15 protein-coding genes and 1 pseudogene are annotated in these 19,054 nt (G+C 48.3%); 7 read left to right on the top strand and 9 right to left on the bottom strand.

Annotated features, from left to right (window positions below):
• Positions 1-189 precede the first annotated feature (189 nt).
• From ACO0LI_RS25220 to ACO0LI_RS25245, 6 genes are all read left to right on the top strand, one after another.
• Complete coding sequence (locus ACO0LI_RS25220) at positions 190-3,165, top strand: hypothetical protein (protein WP_423036110.1); 2,976 nt, start codon at positions 190-192, stop codon at positions 3,163-3,165.
• Positions 3,162-3,611, top strand: coding sequence for a response regulator (locus ACO0LI_RS25225; protein ID WP_423036112.1), 450 nt, complete (start codon positions 3,162-3,164; stop codon positions 3,609-3,611). Before ACO0LI_RS25220 ends, ACO0LI_RS25225 begins: the two co-directional genes overlap by 4 nt.
• A complete protein-coding gene (locus ACO0LI_RS25230) occupies positions 3,608-4,774 on the top strand; it encodes a nucleoside phosphorylase (RefSeq protein WP_423036113.1) in 1,167 nt (388 codons plus the stop codon). Before ACO0LI_RS25225 ends, ACO0LI_RS25230 begins: the two co-directional genes overlap by 4 nt.
• Before the next feature lie 311 nt (positions 4,775-5,085).
• Entirely contained in the window at positions 5,086-6,024 is a 939-nt protein-coding gene (locus ACO0LI_RS25235) for a TraB/GumN family protein (RefSeq protein WP_423036114.1), read from the top strand.
• 89 nt (positions 6,025-6,113) lie between these two features.
• Positions 6,114-7,286 carry a HEPN/Toprim-associated domain-containing protein gene (locus tag ACO0LI_RS25240; RefSeq protein WP_423036115.1) on the top strand — a complete coding sequence of 391 codons (1,173 nt, stop codon included), beginning with the start codon at positions 6,114-6,116 and terminating at the stop codon, positions 7,284-7,286.
• A gap of 275 nt (positions 7,287-7,561) precedes the next feature.
• The gene (locus ACO0LI_RS25245) at positions 7,562-8,113 is read left to right on the top strand and encodes an exonuclease (protein ID WP_423036116.1); all 552 of its coding nucleotides are present in this window, start codon (positions 7,562-7,564) and stop codon (positions 8,111-8,113) included.
• Between the two features lie 705 nt (positions 8,114-8,818).
• On the opposite strand, the gene ACO0LI_RS25250 is transcribed toward ACO0LI_RS25245, so the two are convergent.
• The 6 genes from ACO0LI_RS25250 to ACO0LI_RS25275 form a co-directional block, all read right to left on the bottom strand.
• On the bottom strand, positions 8,819-9,160 hold the full coding sequence (locus ACO0LI_RS25250) for a hypothetical protein (protein ID WP_423036117.1): 342 nt from the start codon (positions 9,158-9,160) through the stop codon (positions 8,819-8,821).
• Positions 9,161-9,622: 462 nt separating this feature from the next.
• Entirely contained in the window at positions 9,623-10,675 is a 1,053-nt protein-coding gene (locus ACO0LI_RS25255; RefSeq protein WP_423036118.1) for a S41 family peptidase, read from the bottom strand.
• A 206-nt stretch (positions 10,676-10,881) separates the two neighbouring features.
• Positions 10,882-11,637, bottom strand: a complete 756-nt coding sequence (locus ACO0LI_RS25260; RefSeq protein WP_423036119.1) for a LytR/AlgR family response regulator transcription factor — start codon at positions 11,635-11,637, stop codon at positions 10,882-10,884.
• Positions 11,634-12,965 carry a sensor histidine kinase gene (locus ACO0LI_RS25265; protein WP_423036120.1) on the bottom strand — a complete coding sequence of 444 codons (1,332 nt, stop codon included), beginning with the start codon at positions 12,963-12,965 and terminating at the stop codon, positions 11,634-11,636. Before ACO0LI_RS25265 ends, ACO0LI_RS25260 begins: the two co-directional genes overlap by 4 nt.
• 1,269 nt (positions 12,966-14,234) lie before the next feature.
• On the bottom strand, positions 14,235-14,597 hold the full coding sequence (locus ACO0LI_RS25270; protein ID WP_423036122.1) for a helix-turn-helix domain-containing protein: 363 nt from the start codon (positions 14,595-14,597) through the stop codon (positions 14,235-14,237).
• 76 nt (positions 14,598-14,673) lie between these two features.
• Complete coding sequence (locus ACO0LI_RS25275; protein ID WP_423036124.1) at positions 14,674-15,453, bottom strand: metallophosphoesterase; 780 nt, start codon at positions 15,451-15,453, stop codon at positions 14,674-14,676.
• Between the two features lie 530 nt (positions 15,454-15,983).
• Between ACO0LI_RS25275 and ACO0LI_RS25280 the strand changes: the two genes are divergently transcribed.
• Positions 15,984-16,190, top strand: coding sequence for a hypothetical protein (locus ACO0LI_RS25280; RefSeq protein ID WP_423036126.1), 207 nt, complete (start codon positions 15,984-15,986; stop codon positions 16,188-16,190).
• A gap of 940 nt (positions 16,191-17,130) precedes the next feature.
• On the opposite strand, the gene ACO0LI_RS25285 is transcribed toward ACO0LI_RS25280, so the two are convergent.
• The 3 genes and pseudogenes from ACO0LI_RS25285 to ACO0LI_RS25295 form a co-directional block, all read right to left on the bottom strand.
• Positions 17,131-17,508, bottom strand: a complete 378-nt coding sequence (locus ACO0LI_RS25285) for a hypothetical protein (RefSeq protein WP_423036128.1) — start codon at positions 17,506-17,508, stop codon at positions 17,131-17,133.
• Positions 17,509-17,777: 269 nt separating this feature from the next.
• Positions 17,778-17,987 carry a hypothetical protein gene (locus ACO0LI_RS25290; protein WP_423036130.1) on the bottom strand — a complete coding sequence of 70 codons (210 nt, stop codon included), beginning with the start codon at positions 17,985-17,987 and terminating at the stop codon, positions 17,778-17,780.
• Positions 17,988-18,321: 334 nt separating this feature from the next.
• Positions 18,322-18,871 (bottom strand): annotated as a pseudogene (locus ACO0LI_RS25295) (exonuclease).
• Positions 18,872-19,054 lie beyond the last annotated feature (183 nt).

The raw sequence follows: 19,054 nt of genomic DNA on the forward strand, positions 1-19,054 counted from the left end.
ATGGAACTGAGATTTGTGTGCACCAAGTTTGTGAATATGCTTATTCGAGTAGACGAGTCGAAAACAACAGTATTTCCGCTTACCCAAGCGTGCCTTCAACTGCATCGTTGAATTTATAAAGTGAATTTCAAATGTCCAAGTGAAAATGTTTTATACTAATTACCACATTAATTCCTTTGTTAGTGCAAATTGGCGAAGATCCTCACACCCGACTTTGGCATAAATCGGCCCTTGGCTTTCCACAAACTTGTCGGAAAGATCATAGATCGAAAGAAGCGCAATTTGGTTCGCGGCTACGCGGCTCGTCCAACACTCTCTGGCGAGGAGATTAAGAACATACGCTTGGGAAACAGCGCTGCGGACGCAGTCGTGATTGGCTCGCTACTGCGAGGGCCGTCTGGGCTAATTAGCTCACCCAATCGGGCCAAGCAGACTGTTGACGTTTTTCGAATGAGTTCAACACAGCCGATAGACTGGAAGAGCGAGCTCAACTTCGCGATCGGCTACTTGAACGCTATGGAATCTGAAGTTCTAAGGATACTTCCATATTTCGAGCAACTGGCATGTTTTGATCGGCTCGATACATTGACCTCCTTGTCTGCCATGCAGCAACTCGCCGAGGATCAAGGTGCGTCAAACTATCTGGCTTATAAGATTGCGTATCTGCGTTCTGCGCGCGAATTTCAAACGCCGGAAGTAATTGAAGCGCTCGCTAAGCTTGAGGATCAAGTTGGCCACAGGCTTGATCCTGGGCTGCACTTCAGTGCCGTGGAGAACGTCAGTCCAAAGATCGCACTGTTCAGTGTGGCTCAGCGCCGTGTCAGCAGTTACGCATCACGAATTCAGGGAACGTTCCGATCAGTATTGAGTCTTCACAATTTCGTACCAACGCCGATCAACTACCTGGATTTAGGACCATTCATTCTTCGAATGACCGAGTGTTCGCTTTGCGATACGTTGTATGCGTTTCTCGTATTACTGAGTCTCGCCGAACGGTTTCCCGAGGCGCAGCAGGAGATGGAGCAATCCCTGCGTGTGACTATTTTCGATGGATTGAAGTTGATTGTCGAGCGAGCATCACGGGAATCCCCTGATGCCCCAGTAACGGAGTTTTATGCATCTCAGAACCAAGCGGCCAACCATTCACTATCGCTTTATCGGGTCGCCAGCGCTTTCCTAGAACGGAGGTCTTTGGCTCAGTATCGCCATGGCCTCGATCGAGTAATTAGCATTCGCATGCTTGCAGATGTGGTGGATCTGGGCAAAATGCAAAGTACCTACGGAGTCCCGAAGAAGTCGCAATTGTTGGCTCCGAGTGAGACGATAATTAGCAAAGTCCCCTGCATACGAATTGATACATTCATGCGCACTGCGCTCTTTCTGGAGTTCGTGTCCAATAAACTAAATTTTGGTTCTCTCAGCGATGAGGAGATCCGGTTCATATTCGAAAATACAATGAGCCTTGACTCATTGTTGACAGAAAAAGAATTAACCGCTTTTTCTTTGAGCGCAGAGTCGCAGGCACGTGCGCTCATCGCGGTTTTATCCTTGGCTCTATATAGAGCCAAGTCGATCGACCCAGACGTTGACTTTGAATTCCGGGATGATTTCGTAGCCATGATCTGCGACGAATACGATGGCTCGATTAAAAAGTTCATCGATTTCCTGGTTGAGGAGTCCCCGCAAGTAGCAACTTATATGGTCCACTCACTGGACGAAGTGACCCTTGAAAAAATGTATTTGTTGGTAAAAAACGCTACCCAAGCCTCTGAAATCCGCAGCGAAATTTTGAGAACCGTAGGGACGAAGCTCAAGCGAGTTGAATTCTTCGTCGAAGCGGACAGCATTCATACAAGATCGAAGTTCGCAAAGTTGCAAAAATACTTCGACAGCAGCCGCATGTATGTCGATAGCATTGCTCTCAAGAAATGGCTCGACAGTAATCCAACTGTATCGACGGAACAATATAAGACCATCGCAGCAAAGGACCAGCACAGGAAGGCTAAGAACGATTTGACAGAGCCATCGTCGCTGGAATTGAAAGAAGAATATGAGTACCTTGTACTTCAGATTGCGAAGGATGCGTTCTATCAATTCTGCACTAACAACGAGTTCGGTATCGAGTCGTATCTGGGGCGTCGGATTCGACACAATACGCTTGAAGGTGTCACAACCGCCCCGGTGATTGCCGTGCTAAAGAATGATGCCTATAGCATGCTGCTCGGATCGCCCAGCATGAAGCGCAACGTCGAAAACTGGTTACAAGCATATCAGGACATTATTAGCCGCCTTCGGCACGATAAGCTCCAGTTTGATGGGCCAACACCTCTTTTCGACTCTGCATTGAACGCTGGGGACACATTTACCAAGGAAAACATAAAAACGTTGATAGCACAGCTTGGTATCACAAATAGTGATGAGCTATTGAATGACCTGATCATTGCGTTTTGCTGGCGCCAAATCGCTCCGCAATTGGAAGGGGCTGCTCGCGAAATCAAGACCAAGGTTTTGACTGATTCGATCACGATTATCAACAAGTTCTTTGGTTCCATGAACGGAGCCTTGGAGCATCAGTTGGCTTCGGAATTGCGCGTCGCCGTCAATGAAACACTCCGCCGTGTCGCAGACTGGTTCCAAGTTCCGCAAACGGGATTTATTCCGGCCACTGTTACCCAGCTAGGGCAAATCATCCTCGACGAAAGCACAGACGCTAAGCCGGTGAACTATGTTGGCAACGCCGTCGAAAGTCGCTATACGGGCATTAGTGTCCACCGACTGTATGATTGCTTGGCGGCGCTGCTGAAAAACGCATGCATTCATGGCGCACCTGGTGAGACGATCAAGATCGAAGCTAATTCATGTAAGGTTGATGACAGTCATCTGCTTGAAGAGGTATCAGTAACTTTGACCTCCCGAGTGCCTCAAGCAGAATATGAACACGCGAAGTCACGCATTTCTGGTGCAATCAGCGTTTGCGAAACGGGAGACGAGATGATCACTGAGGGCTATACAGGTATCCGAAAGGTGAAGTTCATCACGAGGGGAAGCGAGGGCCACCACACTGTTCAATTTTCATTTGATGACAGTAGTTGTCAACTTAGTCTTGGTTTTTCGATTCGTGTCGAGTGTGCCACCGATGAAAATAGACTTGCGGAGGCAGCTTGAACATATTGCTCGTTGAGGACGAAGCTCATAAGCGAGAGGAACTTACACTGTGTATCCGAGAGGTGCTCGAACAAGAGCCGACGATTGTTGATGCCGTTAGCAATGCCGTGCACGCAGTGAAGACACAGGTATTCGATATCATCGTACTCGATATGGCACTGTCAACCTTCGGGGATACGGCATCCGATGATAAAAAGGGCCACGATCAAGCACAGGGTGGAATTGAAGTGCTTCGCGCGCTGAAGTCCGTCGAACGGTTTCCCAAAATCATTATTGTGACCCAGTATGGAGATTTCTATTTGGGCGACAAGAAAATCAAGCTTCGCGATTCTGCGAAAGTTATTCGGGAGCGCTACAAGTTGCAGGTCGTAGGCGCAATTCTTTACCACTATAAATCCAAGGCCACACTACAGCAAGTGCGGTCCGTTTTGAGGCAATGTTTATGAAGATAATGCTGATCGAAGATGACAAGCACAAGGCAAAAATCATTTCAGATTACGTCACGAGCAAGGGCATTGATCTGGATTCGATTATTTTCGCCGAAAACCTCGCCGAAGTTCCTGCCGGCTTGAAGCACGATATTGAATTGTTCATCATCGACCTTAAACTGCCTAGTATCCCGAATGGAACGGCCACCAACAGCGGCAAAACCATTCTCCAGATGATAGTGAATTCCGGGCAGACGAATGCGTCATTGTTGGCCATTAGTTCCTACCCGGCTGAATTTCCAGAGCTACGAGACGAATACGAATCGCATGGATGTGTACTAGCGGACTATTCAGATCCCGGCAAGTGGAAAACCGCTCTCGATCATCAGCTAGTTAGGTTAAAACTTCAGGTTAGAAAAGAATTCATCATTTTTTGCGCGCTTCGAGAAGAGCGGAAACCCTACATTGGACTAACCGAATTTAGCCGCGAGAACCGATTTGGTGTCGAGTTCATGGATGTGACAATTGGCGGACGAAAAGGGACCATCGCGCTCCTTCCGCAAATGGGACTTGTCAATGCAGCCGTCACTGCTGCGCTATGTATAGACCGGCTGAAACCGGCACTGGTTTGCATGAGCGGGATATGTGGAGGGTTTAAAGACCGAGCCGAATTAGGGCAGCTAGTGTTTTCAACGATGGCCTATGAGTATCAGTCGGGCAAATGGGCAAACGACGGTTTTCGACAAGAACCATATCAAGTAAAGATCGACCATCTGGTAGATACGATGTTAAAAGCTATGGCTGATGAGCCGGGATTCTTAGCGGCGCTAGAAAAAGATTTTGATGGTGCCCACCGTGCATATACACGCAGCGATGTTTTGCCTGGAATCTTCACCAGTGGCTCAGCGGTGATAGCGCAAGAGAAATTTATGGGGCAAGTGGCGTCCTTTCACCGCAAAGTACATGCTCTGGACATGGAAATTTACGCGGTTCAGCGCGCCGCAGAACTATCCCCGCGAAAGCCAGCTTGTATCTGTGCCAAAACCGTGGTGGATCTTGGATTGGAAGACAAGGACGATAAGCTGCACCCTTACGGCTCGTACATCTCCGCCAAGTTCATCATCAGAGCAGTGGAGGAGTTCTTTGCAGAGTTTCCAGACGGCGTAGTCAAGGAAAAGTGAAGTTATCGCTAGATTAATAATCTCATCGCCGCTGCTAGCGACTCCCAAAGTTCGTTGCGACTACCAGAGTTGTCAGCACAATCCTGGCTGCGTCCAGACGTTGAACCAATCCTGTTTTCCGAGCGGCCGCCTGATATAGCGGCCGTTTGTTTTGCTATCAAATCAGACGTTTAGATACTTGCCGTTTTTCATGAAGAATTCTAATGTTGATACGACACAAGAATAGCGATAGACTCGCATCAAAACGTCTGGTGTGCCAGACATCAAAGATCGCGTAGCGCATACTTTAATAATTTGAAGAAAATTCAGGAATGAGTACATCAAAAAAATACACTCGCTTTCTCAACGTACTCTATGCAACAATTTGCGCGCTGACCATTCAGAGTTTTGCTCAAGCTGCTTCCGGTGTGCAGGCCTTTGAAGTCATCGCGCCTAGTGGATACAAAAGCGTAATCCTCGGCAGTATGCACATCCCGGACACCAGGTTAAGGCAGCCAGTACCCTCGGTACTCGACGGATATACGCAGTTCATAGTCGAATTTGACACCAATAAGGCGTCTCTCCAAAAATCGCGACCTTTAAATGAAACAGTCATAGACGGAGGATTAGAGAGTCTGTTTCGCGGCACTCCAGTTCGTGCACCTTGGGCACTTGATTTGAATAATCGTCAAATCTCAATGCTTAAAAAGAACGTCATGTGCCAGTCCGGGCACGTTATCAAAGATGCAGAGACTTTTTTTAATGTAATTTTAATGTCAAGGAGCGCTGAATACGCCGCACATTTTGCTATGTACCCGTGTAGTGACGGAAGAAAATCGCGAGACGAGATTCTCATGAACGCGGCGATCGAACGGCGAGTAAAAATTGTCAGCCTTGACAATCCAGATGAGGTTGACCTATTGCGCCAACAAATTCCTGAGTCCTTTTACACTAGCGTAGTAAAACGGCTTCTTAGTAAAGAGCATGAGTACGACCTTCGAAAAGTCGTTGATGCGCTAAATGCGGGCGATATGGAAAGCCTTTATCGATTTGGCGTCGGAGACATGGCCAAACCCGAGATTGCAGCATTTGCAAAACTTATGATCGAGCAGCGCAATCTACTTTGGATACCGAAGTTAATCGAAGTACTAAATGAAGGAAAAGCATTTGTACTTGTAGGTGGAGCTCATCTTTCTGGAAAAACAGGTATTCTGAACCTTTTACGGAATCAAGGATTCGTTATTCATCCTGTGACCTTGCCATCGATTTGAAATTCTGAGCAACAGATTTTCTAGCGGTTAGCACTATCAGATATCAACATACCCATTCTCTGGGCATCAAATATCAAGGAATCATCAAGATGGGATCATTTTCTGGGCTCAATCTCGGACCATTTTCGATTACAGAAAGCAAGAACGAATTCGTTTCTCATCATAGAGAATTATTTCAGGAGCAGGATTTGGTTATCTCTCCCCTGCACGGATTTACTGAGCCTGAAGAGCACTACGAACGTCCATTAAGGCTGGTTCTGGAGAGGCTGGAGCTTTTGGGGCACACGCTTGAGCGGGCACGCCAAGAATTCGAAAACCCCAATCCCTATTCACTAGTTGACCCACTTCCACTTTCTTTCGATCAGGTGATGGATGTACTTCGCACAGTGGATGTCAGCAAGTTAAATGTTGGATACACAGATGTACGCGAAATTGGCAAGATTGCCCCCTTGGATATCCAACAGCTCATAGCTACCGTGCGCCCCCCAGATCAGTTTGAAAACGATCATTGGGATTTAGATGCACTGATCGAGAATTTTGATCCCTACACATTACTGAGAATTTTTGCAGAAAATCCAGTGAATTTGGAGCTACCTGTTATTTGGTATTTTGATGAGGTGGTCCAGGCAGGTTGGATAGAGCGCGACGAAATTCAAGTTGGGCTAAACAAATATGCTGCATACCTACTTGTTACTGAAGGCAGTTCGGATGCAAAGATACTTAGACATGCCTTTGAAGTTTTACGCCCTAACATCAGCGCGTTCTTCCGTTTTGTCGATATGGCAGACGGCTATCCATTCACCGGCACCGGTAACCTTGTGAATTTTGCCAAGGGTTTGGTCAGTATTCACATTCAAAACAATGTTGTTTTTATTTTTGACAATGATGCTGAAGGTGTTGCTAGTATGAACAAGTGCAATGCATTTGCACTTCCAGGCAATATGAAAATGATGAAATTGCCTGACCTTGACGCATTCAAGCGCTTTCCAACGATAGGTCCACAGGGACCAAGTTTAGATGATATCAATGGACGAGGCGCAGCCATCGAGTGTTACCTTGATTTGCCCGAAAATGCTTGCGTGCGCTGGAGTAATTACAACGAAGCACTGGGTGTCTATCAAGGAGCCTTGGAGCATAAAGACAAATACAAGAAGGAGTTTTTGAGCCTAAATGGTCGAGTCGAATCCTACGATTATCAGAAACTTGAGTGCATCCTAGATGCAATCATTGAAGTATGTGTTTCGATAACGACACAATCATAGAACGAGGCAAAGAGGAAAGCCCTGCCAACACATATATTATGGATTATCTCTTTGTGCGTGTTTTGCAGAAATTGCCCTGAACATCTAAAGCTGCCTCGACTAGACCGTAATATGAATTTTTCTCGGTAACATTATTGCTTTTACCGTGCAAAATTAATGTTACGTTCTGTATTATTCTATGTTTTTTTTTGGTCTATCAACGATTATCGATTTTTGCTTGGGAAATCGTTCCCAGGTCAATTAATGTGTTTAACGAATTTTTTTAAGGGGTTCAATTGCAAGAAATTTATATCAGTACAGATGTTGAAACTGACGGGCCAATCCCAGGCCCAAATTCCATGCTCAGTTTTGGATCGGCTGCTTATACTGCCGATAAAAATTTGATTGGTACTTTCAGCGCCAATTTGGAAACATTGCCTGATGCATCGGCTGATCCCGGCACCGCGGCATGGTGGCTTACCCAACCAGATGCTTGGGCTGCTTGTCGGTCGAATCTCGAATCGCCGGTAGTTGGCATGACAAGGTATGTTGCCTGGATCAAAACGCTGCCTGGCAAGCCAATTTTTGTAGCTTTCCCAGCGGGCTTTGATTTTATGTTCGTGTATTGGTATTTGATCCGCTATGCTGGCGAGAGTCCATTCAGTTTTTCTGCCCTGGATATGAAGTCGTTTGCTATGGCACTCATGAAGTCAGATTTCAAGAAAAGCGCGAAAAAATATATGCCTAAAGCCTGGTTCGATGATTTTCCTCATACGCATATTGCGCTTGACGATGCAATTGAACAAGGAGCCTTGTTCTGCAATATGCTGAAAGAAAACAGAAAGTAATGCGCTGTTTTGATCTGAGCTAGCGCCAGAAAAGAAGAAAGCTCCCAGATAGTTCCTGGGAGCTTTCTTCAAACACGAGCTCTCTCTTGGTTATTCGACTCCAGGTGGGTCCTCAAATAAAACTTGGTAATTATATATTTGCGTGGACCGTGTTAGGATAGTGTTTTATCTAAGCGTATGTGGGTAAAGCCATGAGTGACAACAATAGCAAATTTACCATGTCGATTGAAGGGCTGAGAAGCCTCACTTTCTTCCCAAAAACAGGAGAGGCTCACATTGAGGTATATTCGCCCTCCCTTCAGAGGAATGCTCGGATCGAGTTGTCGCAAGATGTAGTATACACACTGACTCTTGCTCTGAAAAAGTTAGAAGCCACTCGCGATAGATTAATGGAAAGCTCTTCATCAGAATCGAACGTGCAATTATTTTGACCAATGATTTGATGCACCCATTGTTGCATCACGATTGACTGTCAAACGGCTGTACTGATCGTAAGAGACTCTGCCTGTCTTTGGCATTCATCCGATGAAATGTCAGAATTCGCCAAGCCATTTCTGTATTCTGCCAAGTGTATGTCAATCCGCACTGTTCGTTGGCCAACAATATCGTACATATCAAATTGCTTCACCTTTTAATTCCAAGGCTGGGTTTCCATTCGATTTTTGCTAGTTGTGAAAGTAGCTTGTCCTTGGACACTCAGGATTTCTATTTCGTGCTTAGCTCCAGCAATTTTTTCTTATATTTATTATCGAGATAAAATCCACCCTGGCTGCATGTCTCTACAGCAATGTTTACGGCTTCAGCACAATAGTCTTTCGGAGATTTACTAATCATGGAATTTGCGGTATCGAGCGCAGACATTGTTGGTCCATAGTAAAGCGCCTTTTGTGCACCGAGAACCGCATCCATTTGATTACTGTATTCTTGTAAGGAACACGCCTTTAACCCTAAAAGCTGAACGTCGTGAGTATTTGCACCAAAACAGCCGGGGATTTTCCATTCAAATGGGCCGTATTTTTTTAATCCAAAAAAGCCACCAATTTGCATCTCAAACCTGCCACTGATTCGCACTCAAACCTGCCACAAGTTTTTGAGATCGCCTGCAACATTACCCGATGCCTTATTGTAAAGTGACAGCAGGAAGTAAAGTTCGAAATTCCGAACTTACTTCCTGCTGTCACTTTGCGGCCGAACTCTGCAACGGCAAATCGAAACAAGATCATCGGCAACTTTGTCTCGCTCTCAGATGAAGGTGTCTCGCCTGCGATAGTGCACACCCTGCGCCGTACCGTCGAAAAAGTATAAAACCTGTCAATCAACACTAAGCCAAACCTTCTGCATCCGTTCTAGCCGTGTTTGTCCGCCTTTGTCTCCTATCTCCGGAAACGGACACCGGGCGAAGTTCTTGCCGTCGAGATGAAGCATTTCACCACCTTAAAGACTGCGTTGGGGTGTTTCGACCTCATCGTGACAGACATGAACTTTACACGCAGCATGTTGATATGAGATTTAGTGACCCGTAGCAGCAGGTGGTGCGCCGCCATTAAGTTGGCGCTGCATCAGATCTTTGGCCGCCGCGAGTGCATCGTCCACCTTTGCCGCAACATCCGGGATGACGCCCGTGCCCTCCCAGTTTGTAAGGGTGATTGGGCTGATTGAGCGTCTACTTGGTATAAAGGCAGCAAAATACTCGCTGAGACGATATGGGCGCGAAGCGTTAGCGCCGCCCCAAGTGCGTTCGCCGATTACCGTGGCGCGTTTCAATGCCTGCATTTGGTACGCGAAGGATTCGGCGGCGGACTTAGTGTTGGGGCCTGCCAGGATGAGGACCGGCTTCTTGCCACCATAGCGTTTGCCGTCAAGCTTATCCTGCGTCCAATACTGCGTGGTGATGCCGGTCGTACGTTCCCAGGTGTCGTTGAGGCGGGTGCGCTCGTCAACAAGATAGCTGATCAGTAGCGCCACTGAGTCTCCGCCGCCACCACCGTTGTTGCGCAGATCGATGATGAGACCATCGGTGTCAGCGAGTTCATTCATCACTGCGGCGAACTTGTCGGACACGAGGAAAACTGGCCCGAAAGAGGAAATCTGCAGGTAGCCAATATTGGGGCTAAGGTGATCAGCCTTTTCCACGCCAAGGTTTGATGCGAGAATTTTTTCAAGAGCGGCAGGCGGCACCTGTTTTTCCCACTCCGCCCGCGTCTGAGGTGGCGGCGGCATTGCATCATCGGGCGGCACCGGGCGGGTGCTGACATATACCGCCATATGCTTGTCGTGGACAACGCCCTCAATATCATCCAACAGCTGTTTGGCCAGCTGTTTACCGTCCGTGATCCCGTCGTACTTGCCCTCACGCTGGTGCTGGCGCAAGACGACTCCGGCTTGTTGGGCTTTGTCTGGAAAAACGTAGTGGGCATTCAGCTTGGCAATCAGCGTATCGATGACCTCCAACCGGGTCGCACTATCGACCTCCCCTGTCGGAGGCGACGCGGGCGGGCCGGCGATTGCCCCTGTCACGGTCAGCAATAACAAAGACAGTGTGACTATCCATTTCTTTTTCATTATTTTCCTTTCAGATTAATATGTGGAAACGATTAATTGCGAACTGAACCAAAAAACGCGCCGTTGGCACGAAGGCGGCCGTTCAGCAGACGGGCTTCAACAGCCCTGCGCTGCCCGCATCTCTACAAGGGAAGGAGTTCGTGCTTGCAAGCGCCAACCGGTGGTCGGCGCATCGCTGCGCGATTCGAAACCCCGGTCCACCCCTGCTACATCTGGCGGAACTGTTTGGTAAACCCTTCACTAACGGTCAAGCGCTCGGTCCGGCCTTTCAGGATTACCTCCAGCCCAGCGCCGCCCCGCGCCCCGTATTCACTGCGTTCGATCCGGTCAATGGCCTGAAGATTGACGATGGCGCTGCGGTGGATTTGCGCGAACAGCTGCGGGTCCAGTTGCTCGAGCAGGGACTTGAGAGGCAAGCGAATCAGCGCATCGCCGTTCACCGTCACCACCCGCGTGTACTTTTCGTTCGACTGGAAGTACAACACTTCGCTCACCATCACCAGCCGCACCGAATTGCCGCTCGAAGCCTTAATCCACTTGAGGTACACCGGTGCACTCTCCTGTTCAAAAAGCTGTTTCCACACGGTCGGTGGCGGGCTTGCGGTCGTGCGCGACTTCAGACGGCGGATCGTCTGCAGCAGGCGTACGGTCGTCAACGGCTTGACCAGATAGTCGGACGCGCCGGCATCGAAAGCGGCCAAGGCATACTCCGCATGCGCCGTAACAAACACGACCTGGCACGACTCGGGAATATGGCGCGCCACCTCCATGCCGTTGAGGCCGGGCATCTGTATGTCCAGGAAGACGATGTCCGGTTTCAGTGCATCGATGCCTGCCACCGCTTCGATGCCGTTTTCGACTTGGCCGGCGATTTGTAGTTCGGGCCACAAGACACTCAGCTGGTCCATCAGCTCTGCCCGCAGCAGAGGCTCGTCTTCGACAATCAGGGCACGTGGCATCATGCTTGGCTCCCAACAACAGGCACGCTCAACAATGCACGTACTCCTTGTCCGTCGCCCGGCTCCACGAAAAGGCTGGCCTTGCGCCCGTATAGCAGCAACAAGCGCTCTGCGATATTAGCCAGCCCCGTGCCTTGTCCGGCTTGTTCGGTCAAGCCGATGCCGTCGTCGACCACAGACACGCTCAGCAGCTCGTCCTTCCCGTTGATCTCATGCCTTGCGCTGATGGTGATCAGGCCCGGTCGGCTGGCCCGCTCCAAACCGTGTTTGACGGCGTTTTCCACCAGCGAGATCAGCATCGCCGGCGGGAACGGCAGGCTGCGCAATTCCTCGGCCACTTCAACTGCGAAGCATAGGCGCGCGCCCATGCGGATGCGCATCACCGCCAGGTAGTCGTTAACCAGATCCATTTCTCGCCCCAGGGTCGAGGACACTGAGCGCATATCCGGCATCGCGTTCTGCAGGTAGCCGACCAGGTGGTCGAGCATGTCCTGCGCGGCCTGCTGGTCGGTGCGGATCAGGTACTTTAGATTTGCCAGGGTATTGAACAGGAAGTGCGGCTCGACTTGGGCCTGCAAGGCTGAGAGGCGCGCCTGCAGCGAGGTGCGTTCCAGCTCGCGCTCACGCCGAGCCGCGTCCAGTGCATTTGCATGGCGCGTGAGGCGCTGGCGCAGTTGAGCAGACACCACCTCGGCGGTCTTCAGCGACTCACCCTGCTGGATCGCGAACCAAGCCAGACCCGGGCGGCAGCGCAGCTCGATGCGGCAACTGGGGCCCAAATCGGACGATACCCTCACCTCGACATGGCGCCCCAGCGCCAACGGACGCCAGCGGCCCAGCACGATCCGGCCCTTGAAAGGGTCGTGGATGAACGCCGGCGGGCCGGAGTAGCCAAGTGCAGTGCCGAGCGCCAGCCCAGACAAGGACTCGGTGCACAGGTCGAAGGTAGTATAGGTATTGAACGGCGCATCAATGCGACGCGTCACCGAAGAAGCCATCGCCTCCGCACACAGCGCCTTGCCCTCCTCGCCAAGCTGGGTGAGAAAGCTTCGGGCGATCCCGCTAGAAATCAGCGCGAGCCAGGCCATCACCGCCAGCGCAACGCCACCGACAATGTACAGAGTCAGCTTGTGGTGCTCTACTTCGCCCGGCGCATCCGGACCGAAGTTCAGCCAGAGCGGCAGCAACGCGATCGCCAGCGACAGGAACAACAGCGAACCAGCGTTGAAGCGCAGCGCCGATTGCAGCAGGTAGCGGCGCACCAAGCGGCGGTCGTGCTCAACTTCCGGTACGGGAGGCTCGTTGAATGGCAGAAATGGGGGAGAACTCATTAAATTCCTCGTGTAGAACTTGCCCGCTATTCTAACGGCTCGGGTGCGCGTGTTTTCGCCCATGCGATAAATGCCCGCAAATCGGGGAGGAAACCGGTGCCGGCAGGATGAATGCCGCCGACCCAATCGCTGCCCGGGCCAGGCGATTTTGAAGGATACAAGTGTGTGCTCAAATTTGACTGGAGAGGTGCGACAGGCACGTGCATGGGGCAAGCGCACTAAATACAAGCGGCTCGCCAGGATGGTGCTATTGACCAGGCCATGTCAGCCTAAAAATGGAGGTCGCATACCTTGGAAGACATATTTGTAGAACCTGGACCAAAATAACGAGGCCAGCTTAAGCCGTTGAAGTGGTACCTGAAGGTCTGGAAATGGCCGATCTCGGCCTAAGGCAACAGGATACCAGCTTGCCGAAATGAAAATATCGCACATTTCCACAATTTGACGTGGAGGGCCGGTCTCCGCATCTTGCTACGCGAGGGTGTTCTCCCTTAAATTGCTTGTCAGCCCAGGCGCACGGTATGGATGGCTCAATCCTGATGGAAATCAGTGGCTTTTTTTGAAAATCAGTGGCACAAATATGCAAATAGGCGGACGCAAATGAAATTCGGTGGCTGTCCTTGCAAATTACTGGCTCATTTGGGATGCAAAGCAGTGGCCTTTTTATGCAAAGGACCGGCTTTTTTGAAATTAGAATTGATGGCTTGTTTCCATGAAAAAGGCTGACCCTTTTGGTATGCAAAAGAGTGGCTTCTTTAGGATGAAAAAAAGTGGCTGGCTCAATGAAAATACTCAACGTCGAGCGATCTTGGCGTGATTGGTTTACATTCGTCGCCCATGTTTGCAAATGAAATCAGGGCCGCTGCATGAGCATTTTTTAAATTCATGTCGAAAAACGGGCTCTCAAACAGCCATGATGTGAAGCCTAAGACAGTGATACACGCTACGGATATTTGAAAGTGTACTTCAAAAATCGAGTCAAAAAAATCAGTGAGAACTGCCAAGGAAAGATGAACGGCTATCGATAAAAGCGTTGTCCCCCAAATGAAGTTTCCTTCAATGAAAGTGTTCACCGATAGGATAGTGCAAGCTATAAAAACCACCGGCGCTACGTATACCCGAATCATAGATACCTCCCAATTTAAGCCGAAAAATGACTCGTAAAATATAAACTTGTTCACTGCAAGTTTCGTTCATCAAGAAGAAGCTCGTGTCCTTGAATCAAGTCGATGATGTGCTGCGTTGGCATGTCGTGTCTAAAACGGATGCTTAATCCGGGCTACTTTTGAGGTTTGCATCTTTTTCGTTATGAGCTTGCTTTTTCTTTCGCCCACGGGGAGTGCGGATCAGCAGCTTCGCATCCTGGAGTCGTTGGCCAATCACGTCATTTGCTGCTACCAGATCGAAATCTTTATCCATACCCAGGATACGGAGAGCCCTGAGATACCTTCCAATGGAGATAGATGCATCTCCCTTCTCCAGTCGATTCAAGGTATCGCGTGAGACATCCATGCGCTCGCAAAACAGTATTGTAGAAATCCCTCTGCGCAAACGGGCTTCTCTTAGACGCTGCCCAAAGTTCTTAAGCTGCAGTTCGGTGGATGGAAATGGACGTGGGGTTTTAGTTTTCATGTCCGATAATTTAGACAATATTGTGCTTATTGTCCATTTAAACGGACATAAAAACATCGATATGACATGAATACCCCTACAACTCTATGATAAGGTCGGGATCGAAGTTGGTATTTTCTGGTGAACCTGCTTTGGTCTTATATCCACATGGATTGCAAACCACACGGCAATCACCAATCTGATAATCGAAGGATTCGTGCATATGTCCATGTATCCACAGATCTGCTTGTGAAGCAATCTCGTCTAGATTTGACGCATAGGCAGCGGACACCATGTCCTGCGCATAGCGTTCAGATACTGATTTCATGGAGGGAGCCATATGTGTCACGACCACCGTTTTTCCTATAAAGGGTTCATCCAGTTTTTGTTTTAGCCAAGATTTATGCAGTGAGTGAAATTTTGCCGTGTCTGCCGACCTGAGCTTGCGATATCCTTCTCTGGCCAGCCTGATGCGCTTGTAGTCAACCATCACAGCTTCCGCCTCACGCATGGCTATTTGCCGATCGCCGTCTCCAAATAGGCGGAAGTCTGTCCACATAGTCGCACCGAGAAAACGCACGTTCCCGAGTGAAAATTCATTGCAGTTCAAGAAATGCACATTGCCTGCAACTGCGCATGCAGCTTCAATATTTTCCTGTACATGGTCCAGATGTTTACCATATGCCTCGTGGTTGCCATGGACATAAAGCACAGGTATTCCGGCAAATACGCAGGCAGCCCACTCAACAGCTTTTGCTCCGGTGTCAATATCCCCGGCCAATACAACCACATCCGGACGACTGGCCGTTAGGTCAATCATTGGCGCTGCTTCACGCCACAACTCTCGGTGCAAATCTGATAAAGGCAAAATACGCATGGTAACTACTGATAACTATCGATTCTGTATTATGACTAAAAAAATCCTTTAAGTGCTGAATCCAGACAATTGAAAATAAATTGCGCTATTTGAGCGTGTCTTGAGATATGTACAGGTGTTGCAGTGAGAAGTAAGAAATTTGAATAACCGCTAAGACACTACCTTAGTAATTATTTGCAAGGTGGCTGCAACAAATGTATGCTGATGCCATTGTTAGGTCTCCTGCAATTCGCGCATTTGTTGAGGATATGACCGAGAAGTGGTCTTCAGTCAGTTGGGCAGGCAGAGTAATCGGTAACTCTGAATAGTGGGGCAACGGATTAACGTTGGTGCTCTGAACCAACCTTGTTAAAGGGAAGCTAAAGAGAGGCATCGGACACCTTAGGATCTAACAAGTTCTTTTATAACGGCTGCTTGCGATAGCGGCCGTTTGTTTTGCTATCAAATCAGACGTTTAGATACTCGCTGTTTTTTAATGAAGAAGCCTATTGTTGATACGGCACAGGAAAGCTATATGCGATTGCAGAGAAATGAGTAAAGTTGATGCAAAAATCCGGCACATCACCAAGTCCGACGCAAACGTTTTTGCTGAACTTGGTTTTCCGCCCAATGAAGCTAAGCGTTATCTGGCAGAAGCTCGTGCTCAGATCCAGCACACTCGTTGTACTCAAGTTCCAGTCGCTGGAGAAGCTGATGCCATTGGCCACAGGATTATTATTCCAGATGAAATTCGATGACTGAAATTTTTTGTAAATGTCGCCTACAAAGAAAAATCCGCCTGCTGGCGGATTTTGTCCTTTACTAAGTTGAAACGCAGGAGGCTCTTAACCGTCGCGATGGCCGGTCCTGTCCGGGAGGTCCATCACCAAAGTGTATCTATTATAAGCAAATTCGGTATACAAATCGACACTTTGAATTCAAGCTATCAAATTGCTTCACCTTTCAACTCAAGGAAACTTATCGAGATCCGTGGCATTGGAGACTTACACGTTCTTGCCACGTTGACCAAGAGAATTTTGAAACGAGAAACATCTTTATCGCTGGAATTTCCTGGGTACGCTTACAGTCAGCAAAACTGGCATACCGAATTTCCATTGAATGATCCCATTGGACTTTTGTCACATGCAGTCAAAATGTAACTTCCCTGTCTCTGACGCAGCGGAGCGCAGTCACGACATCAGAGAAGAGCTTGTGTCAGCATATGAGATGGACGACGACGAACTAACATCTGGTCAGTTGGATCTAATCCGTCAGACAGTGCATCAGAGTGTTCATCGATCAGTAAAGTCAAAATTGTTCTGTCAAGAATGATTCGCTCAAGCATGAAGCCAGATTCGCTTGATCAAGTTCACATTTAGGAATAAATGATGAGTAGCTGGATTGTTTTAGTATGGGGGACGGCCGCACAGTTTAATGTAACCTGTTCCTCATCAGTCTAGCGGCACCTGAAAGCAGTTGCATTCTTAACCGGTATTCGGATAGCCGCGTGCTGCGAAACTCATTGGTCAAGATGCAGAACGACAGCGTAAGACCCATGCGTGTCTAAATCAAATTTGATCTGGTTTGATTGTTTTTTGTGTTGATGCAACCAGTGTTTTGTTGACTACAATGACGCCATCAGGCTGCTCCACATGGTAGAACAGCCTGACTCCTGACTTGGGTCGTTTCCCCTTTTGCTCAAGCATCTTTGCGTGCAAAGGTGCCAAGGACTGCACCTCTAATACTATATATCACGCCGTTATCGACTATTTGGCCATCGAGGAGGACGCTGTAGAAACCGGTCTGGAGCGCCTGATAAGTAACGGTCAAGCCACTTTTGAAGGTAATCACACCGTTACCTGTGTCACTGCTCAGTTTTGCGGTTGTGGAGGTGGTGGAAACACTAAGAGTCGAATAATTTTCACGCCCCTTGAACTGGAAAACGATACGAGTCTCGTTTCTGTTATCACCGCTGGCAATGACAACGGAGTTGCTATTTGGAGTCAGATTGGTAGTGACAGATTGTGATGTGACCAGATTTGCATTTGTGAGTTCAACTACCTGATGTTCAGACATGAAAGTAACTCCTGATAAGAAGAGCCGGCATTTGTATTAGTTCCCCCCCATAGCCGACAATCGGGGACGATATGACTATCTCCACATTTACTCATGTGGAAACTGATAAATCTAGACGAAATTGCTCTTTCAAACAATTGAATGTCAGTTTACGCTGGATTATATGTGTGGTTCACAGATTATGACCTGGCGTTTGCATCAAATTCTGACTCACGGCACCTGACCGCATAGCGATCACCATCGAACGGGCGAATTGCCAAATGAAAATTTTAGTCATCGACTTCTATTTGAAATAACTGTCCATTACCAAGGGCATCAACTCCTCCAATCATTGGACCTTGAGTACAACGGATGTGCTCTACCTGAGCACGAGATTCGATCTGATAATGATCGGCTTTGTTTGGCGGAAAACCAAGTTCTGCAAATAGGTTTGCGTCGCGCCTGTTGATGTGCGAGATTTTCGTGTCAACTTTATTCATGTCTTTGTTTGTACCTGTATTGCCACTGTTCAAAAGTACCCGGGAAATCGACGTTACATGTAGCAAAATCAAAAGGTGCTAGCAAGTGTACTGAATTATGGTTATTATTGCGTCACCGAAGCCGCTTAGGTATTTTGCCGAAAGCCTGCCAAAGTCCGGAGTATCGGAAAGGCTTAGCTGCTAGCGAGCATTGAAACAAGCTAAGCGCCACCACAAACCCAGTTTGCGGTTCCACCTGGAGTGGAATAATCAAGAGAGTTACTCGTGCATAAACAAAGCCCCATCAATGGGGCTTTGTTCTTCTCTGAGGCTGCACTGAATAAATCCTAGCGCCTTACTTCCTATTTTCTTTGAGCATATTGCAGAACAAGGCTCCTTGTTCAATTGCATCGTCAAGCGCAATATGCGTATGAGGAAAATCATCGAACCAGGCTTTAGGCATATATTTTTTGCGCTCTTCTTAAAATCTGACTTCATGAGTGCCATAGCAAACGACTTCATATCCAAAGCAGAGAAGCTGAATGGGCTCTCGCCTGCGAATCGAATCAAGTACCAATAGACGAACATGAAATCGAAACCCGCAGGGAAGGCGACGAAAATTGGTTTGCCAGGCAATGATTTGAGCCAGGTCACATACCGGGTCATTGCAACTTCTGGTGTTTCTAGATTCGACCGGCACGCTGCCCAGGCTTCTGGCTGAGTGAGCCACCATGCTGCAGTCGTGGGATCTGCGGATGCATCAAGTAATGTTTCCAAATTGGCGGTAAAAGTACCAATCAAGTTTTACCTGCTGTATAGGCGGCCGAACCAAAACTGAACATGGAGTACGGCCCAGGAATTGGGCCATCTGATTCGACGTCAGTGCTAATATAAATTTCTTGCAATTGAGTCCCTTACGATATTTTTTGTGACAAATTTAAATGAGAGAAAAACTAGCTACGGAATCTCTGATTAAGTCCCCGAGCAATGATTCAGAAACGGTAATATAAGCTTATTTTCCATTGAATCATAAATACCATGAGACAGACAACATTTGCCGAAGGTGGCTTTGAACGCTATGCCAAGAC

This window comes from Undibacterium sp. Tian12W, from assembly GCF_049339405.1.
Lineage (GTDB): Bacteria > Pseudomonadota > Gammaproteobacteria > Burkholderiales > Burkholderiaceae_D > Undibacterium.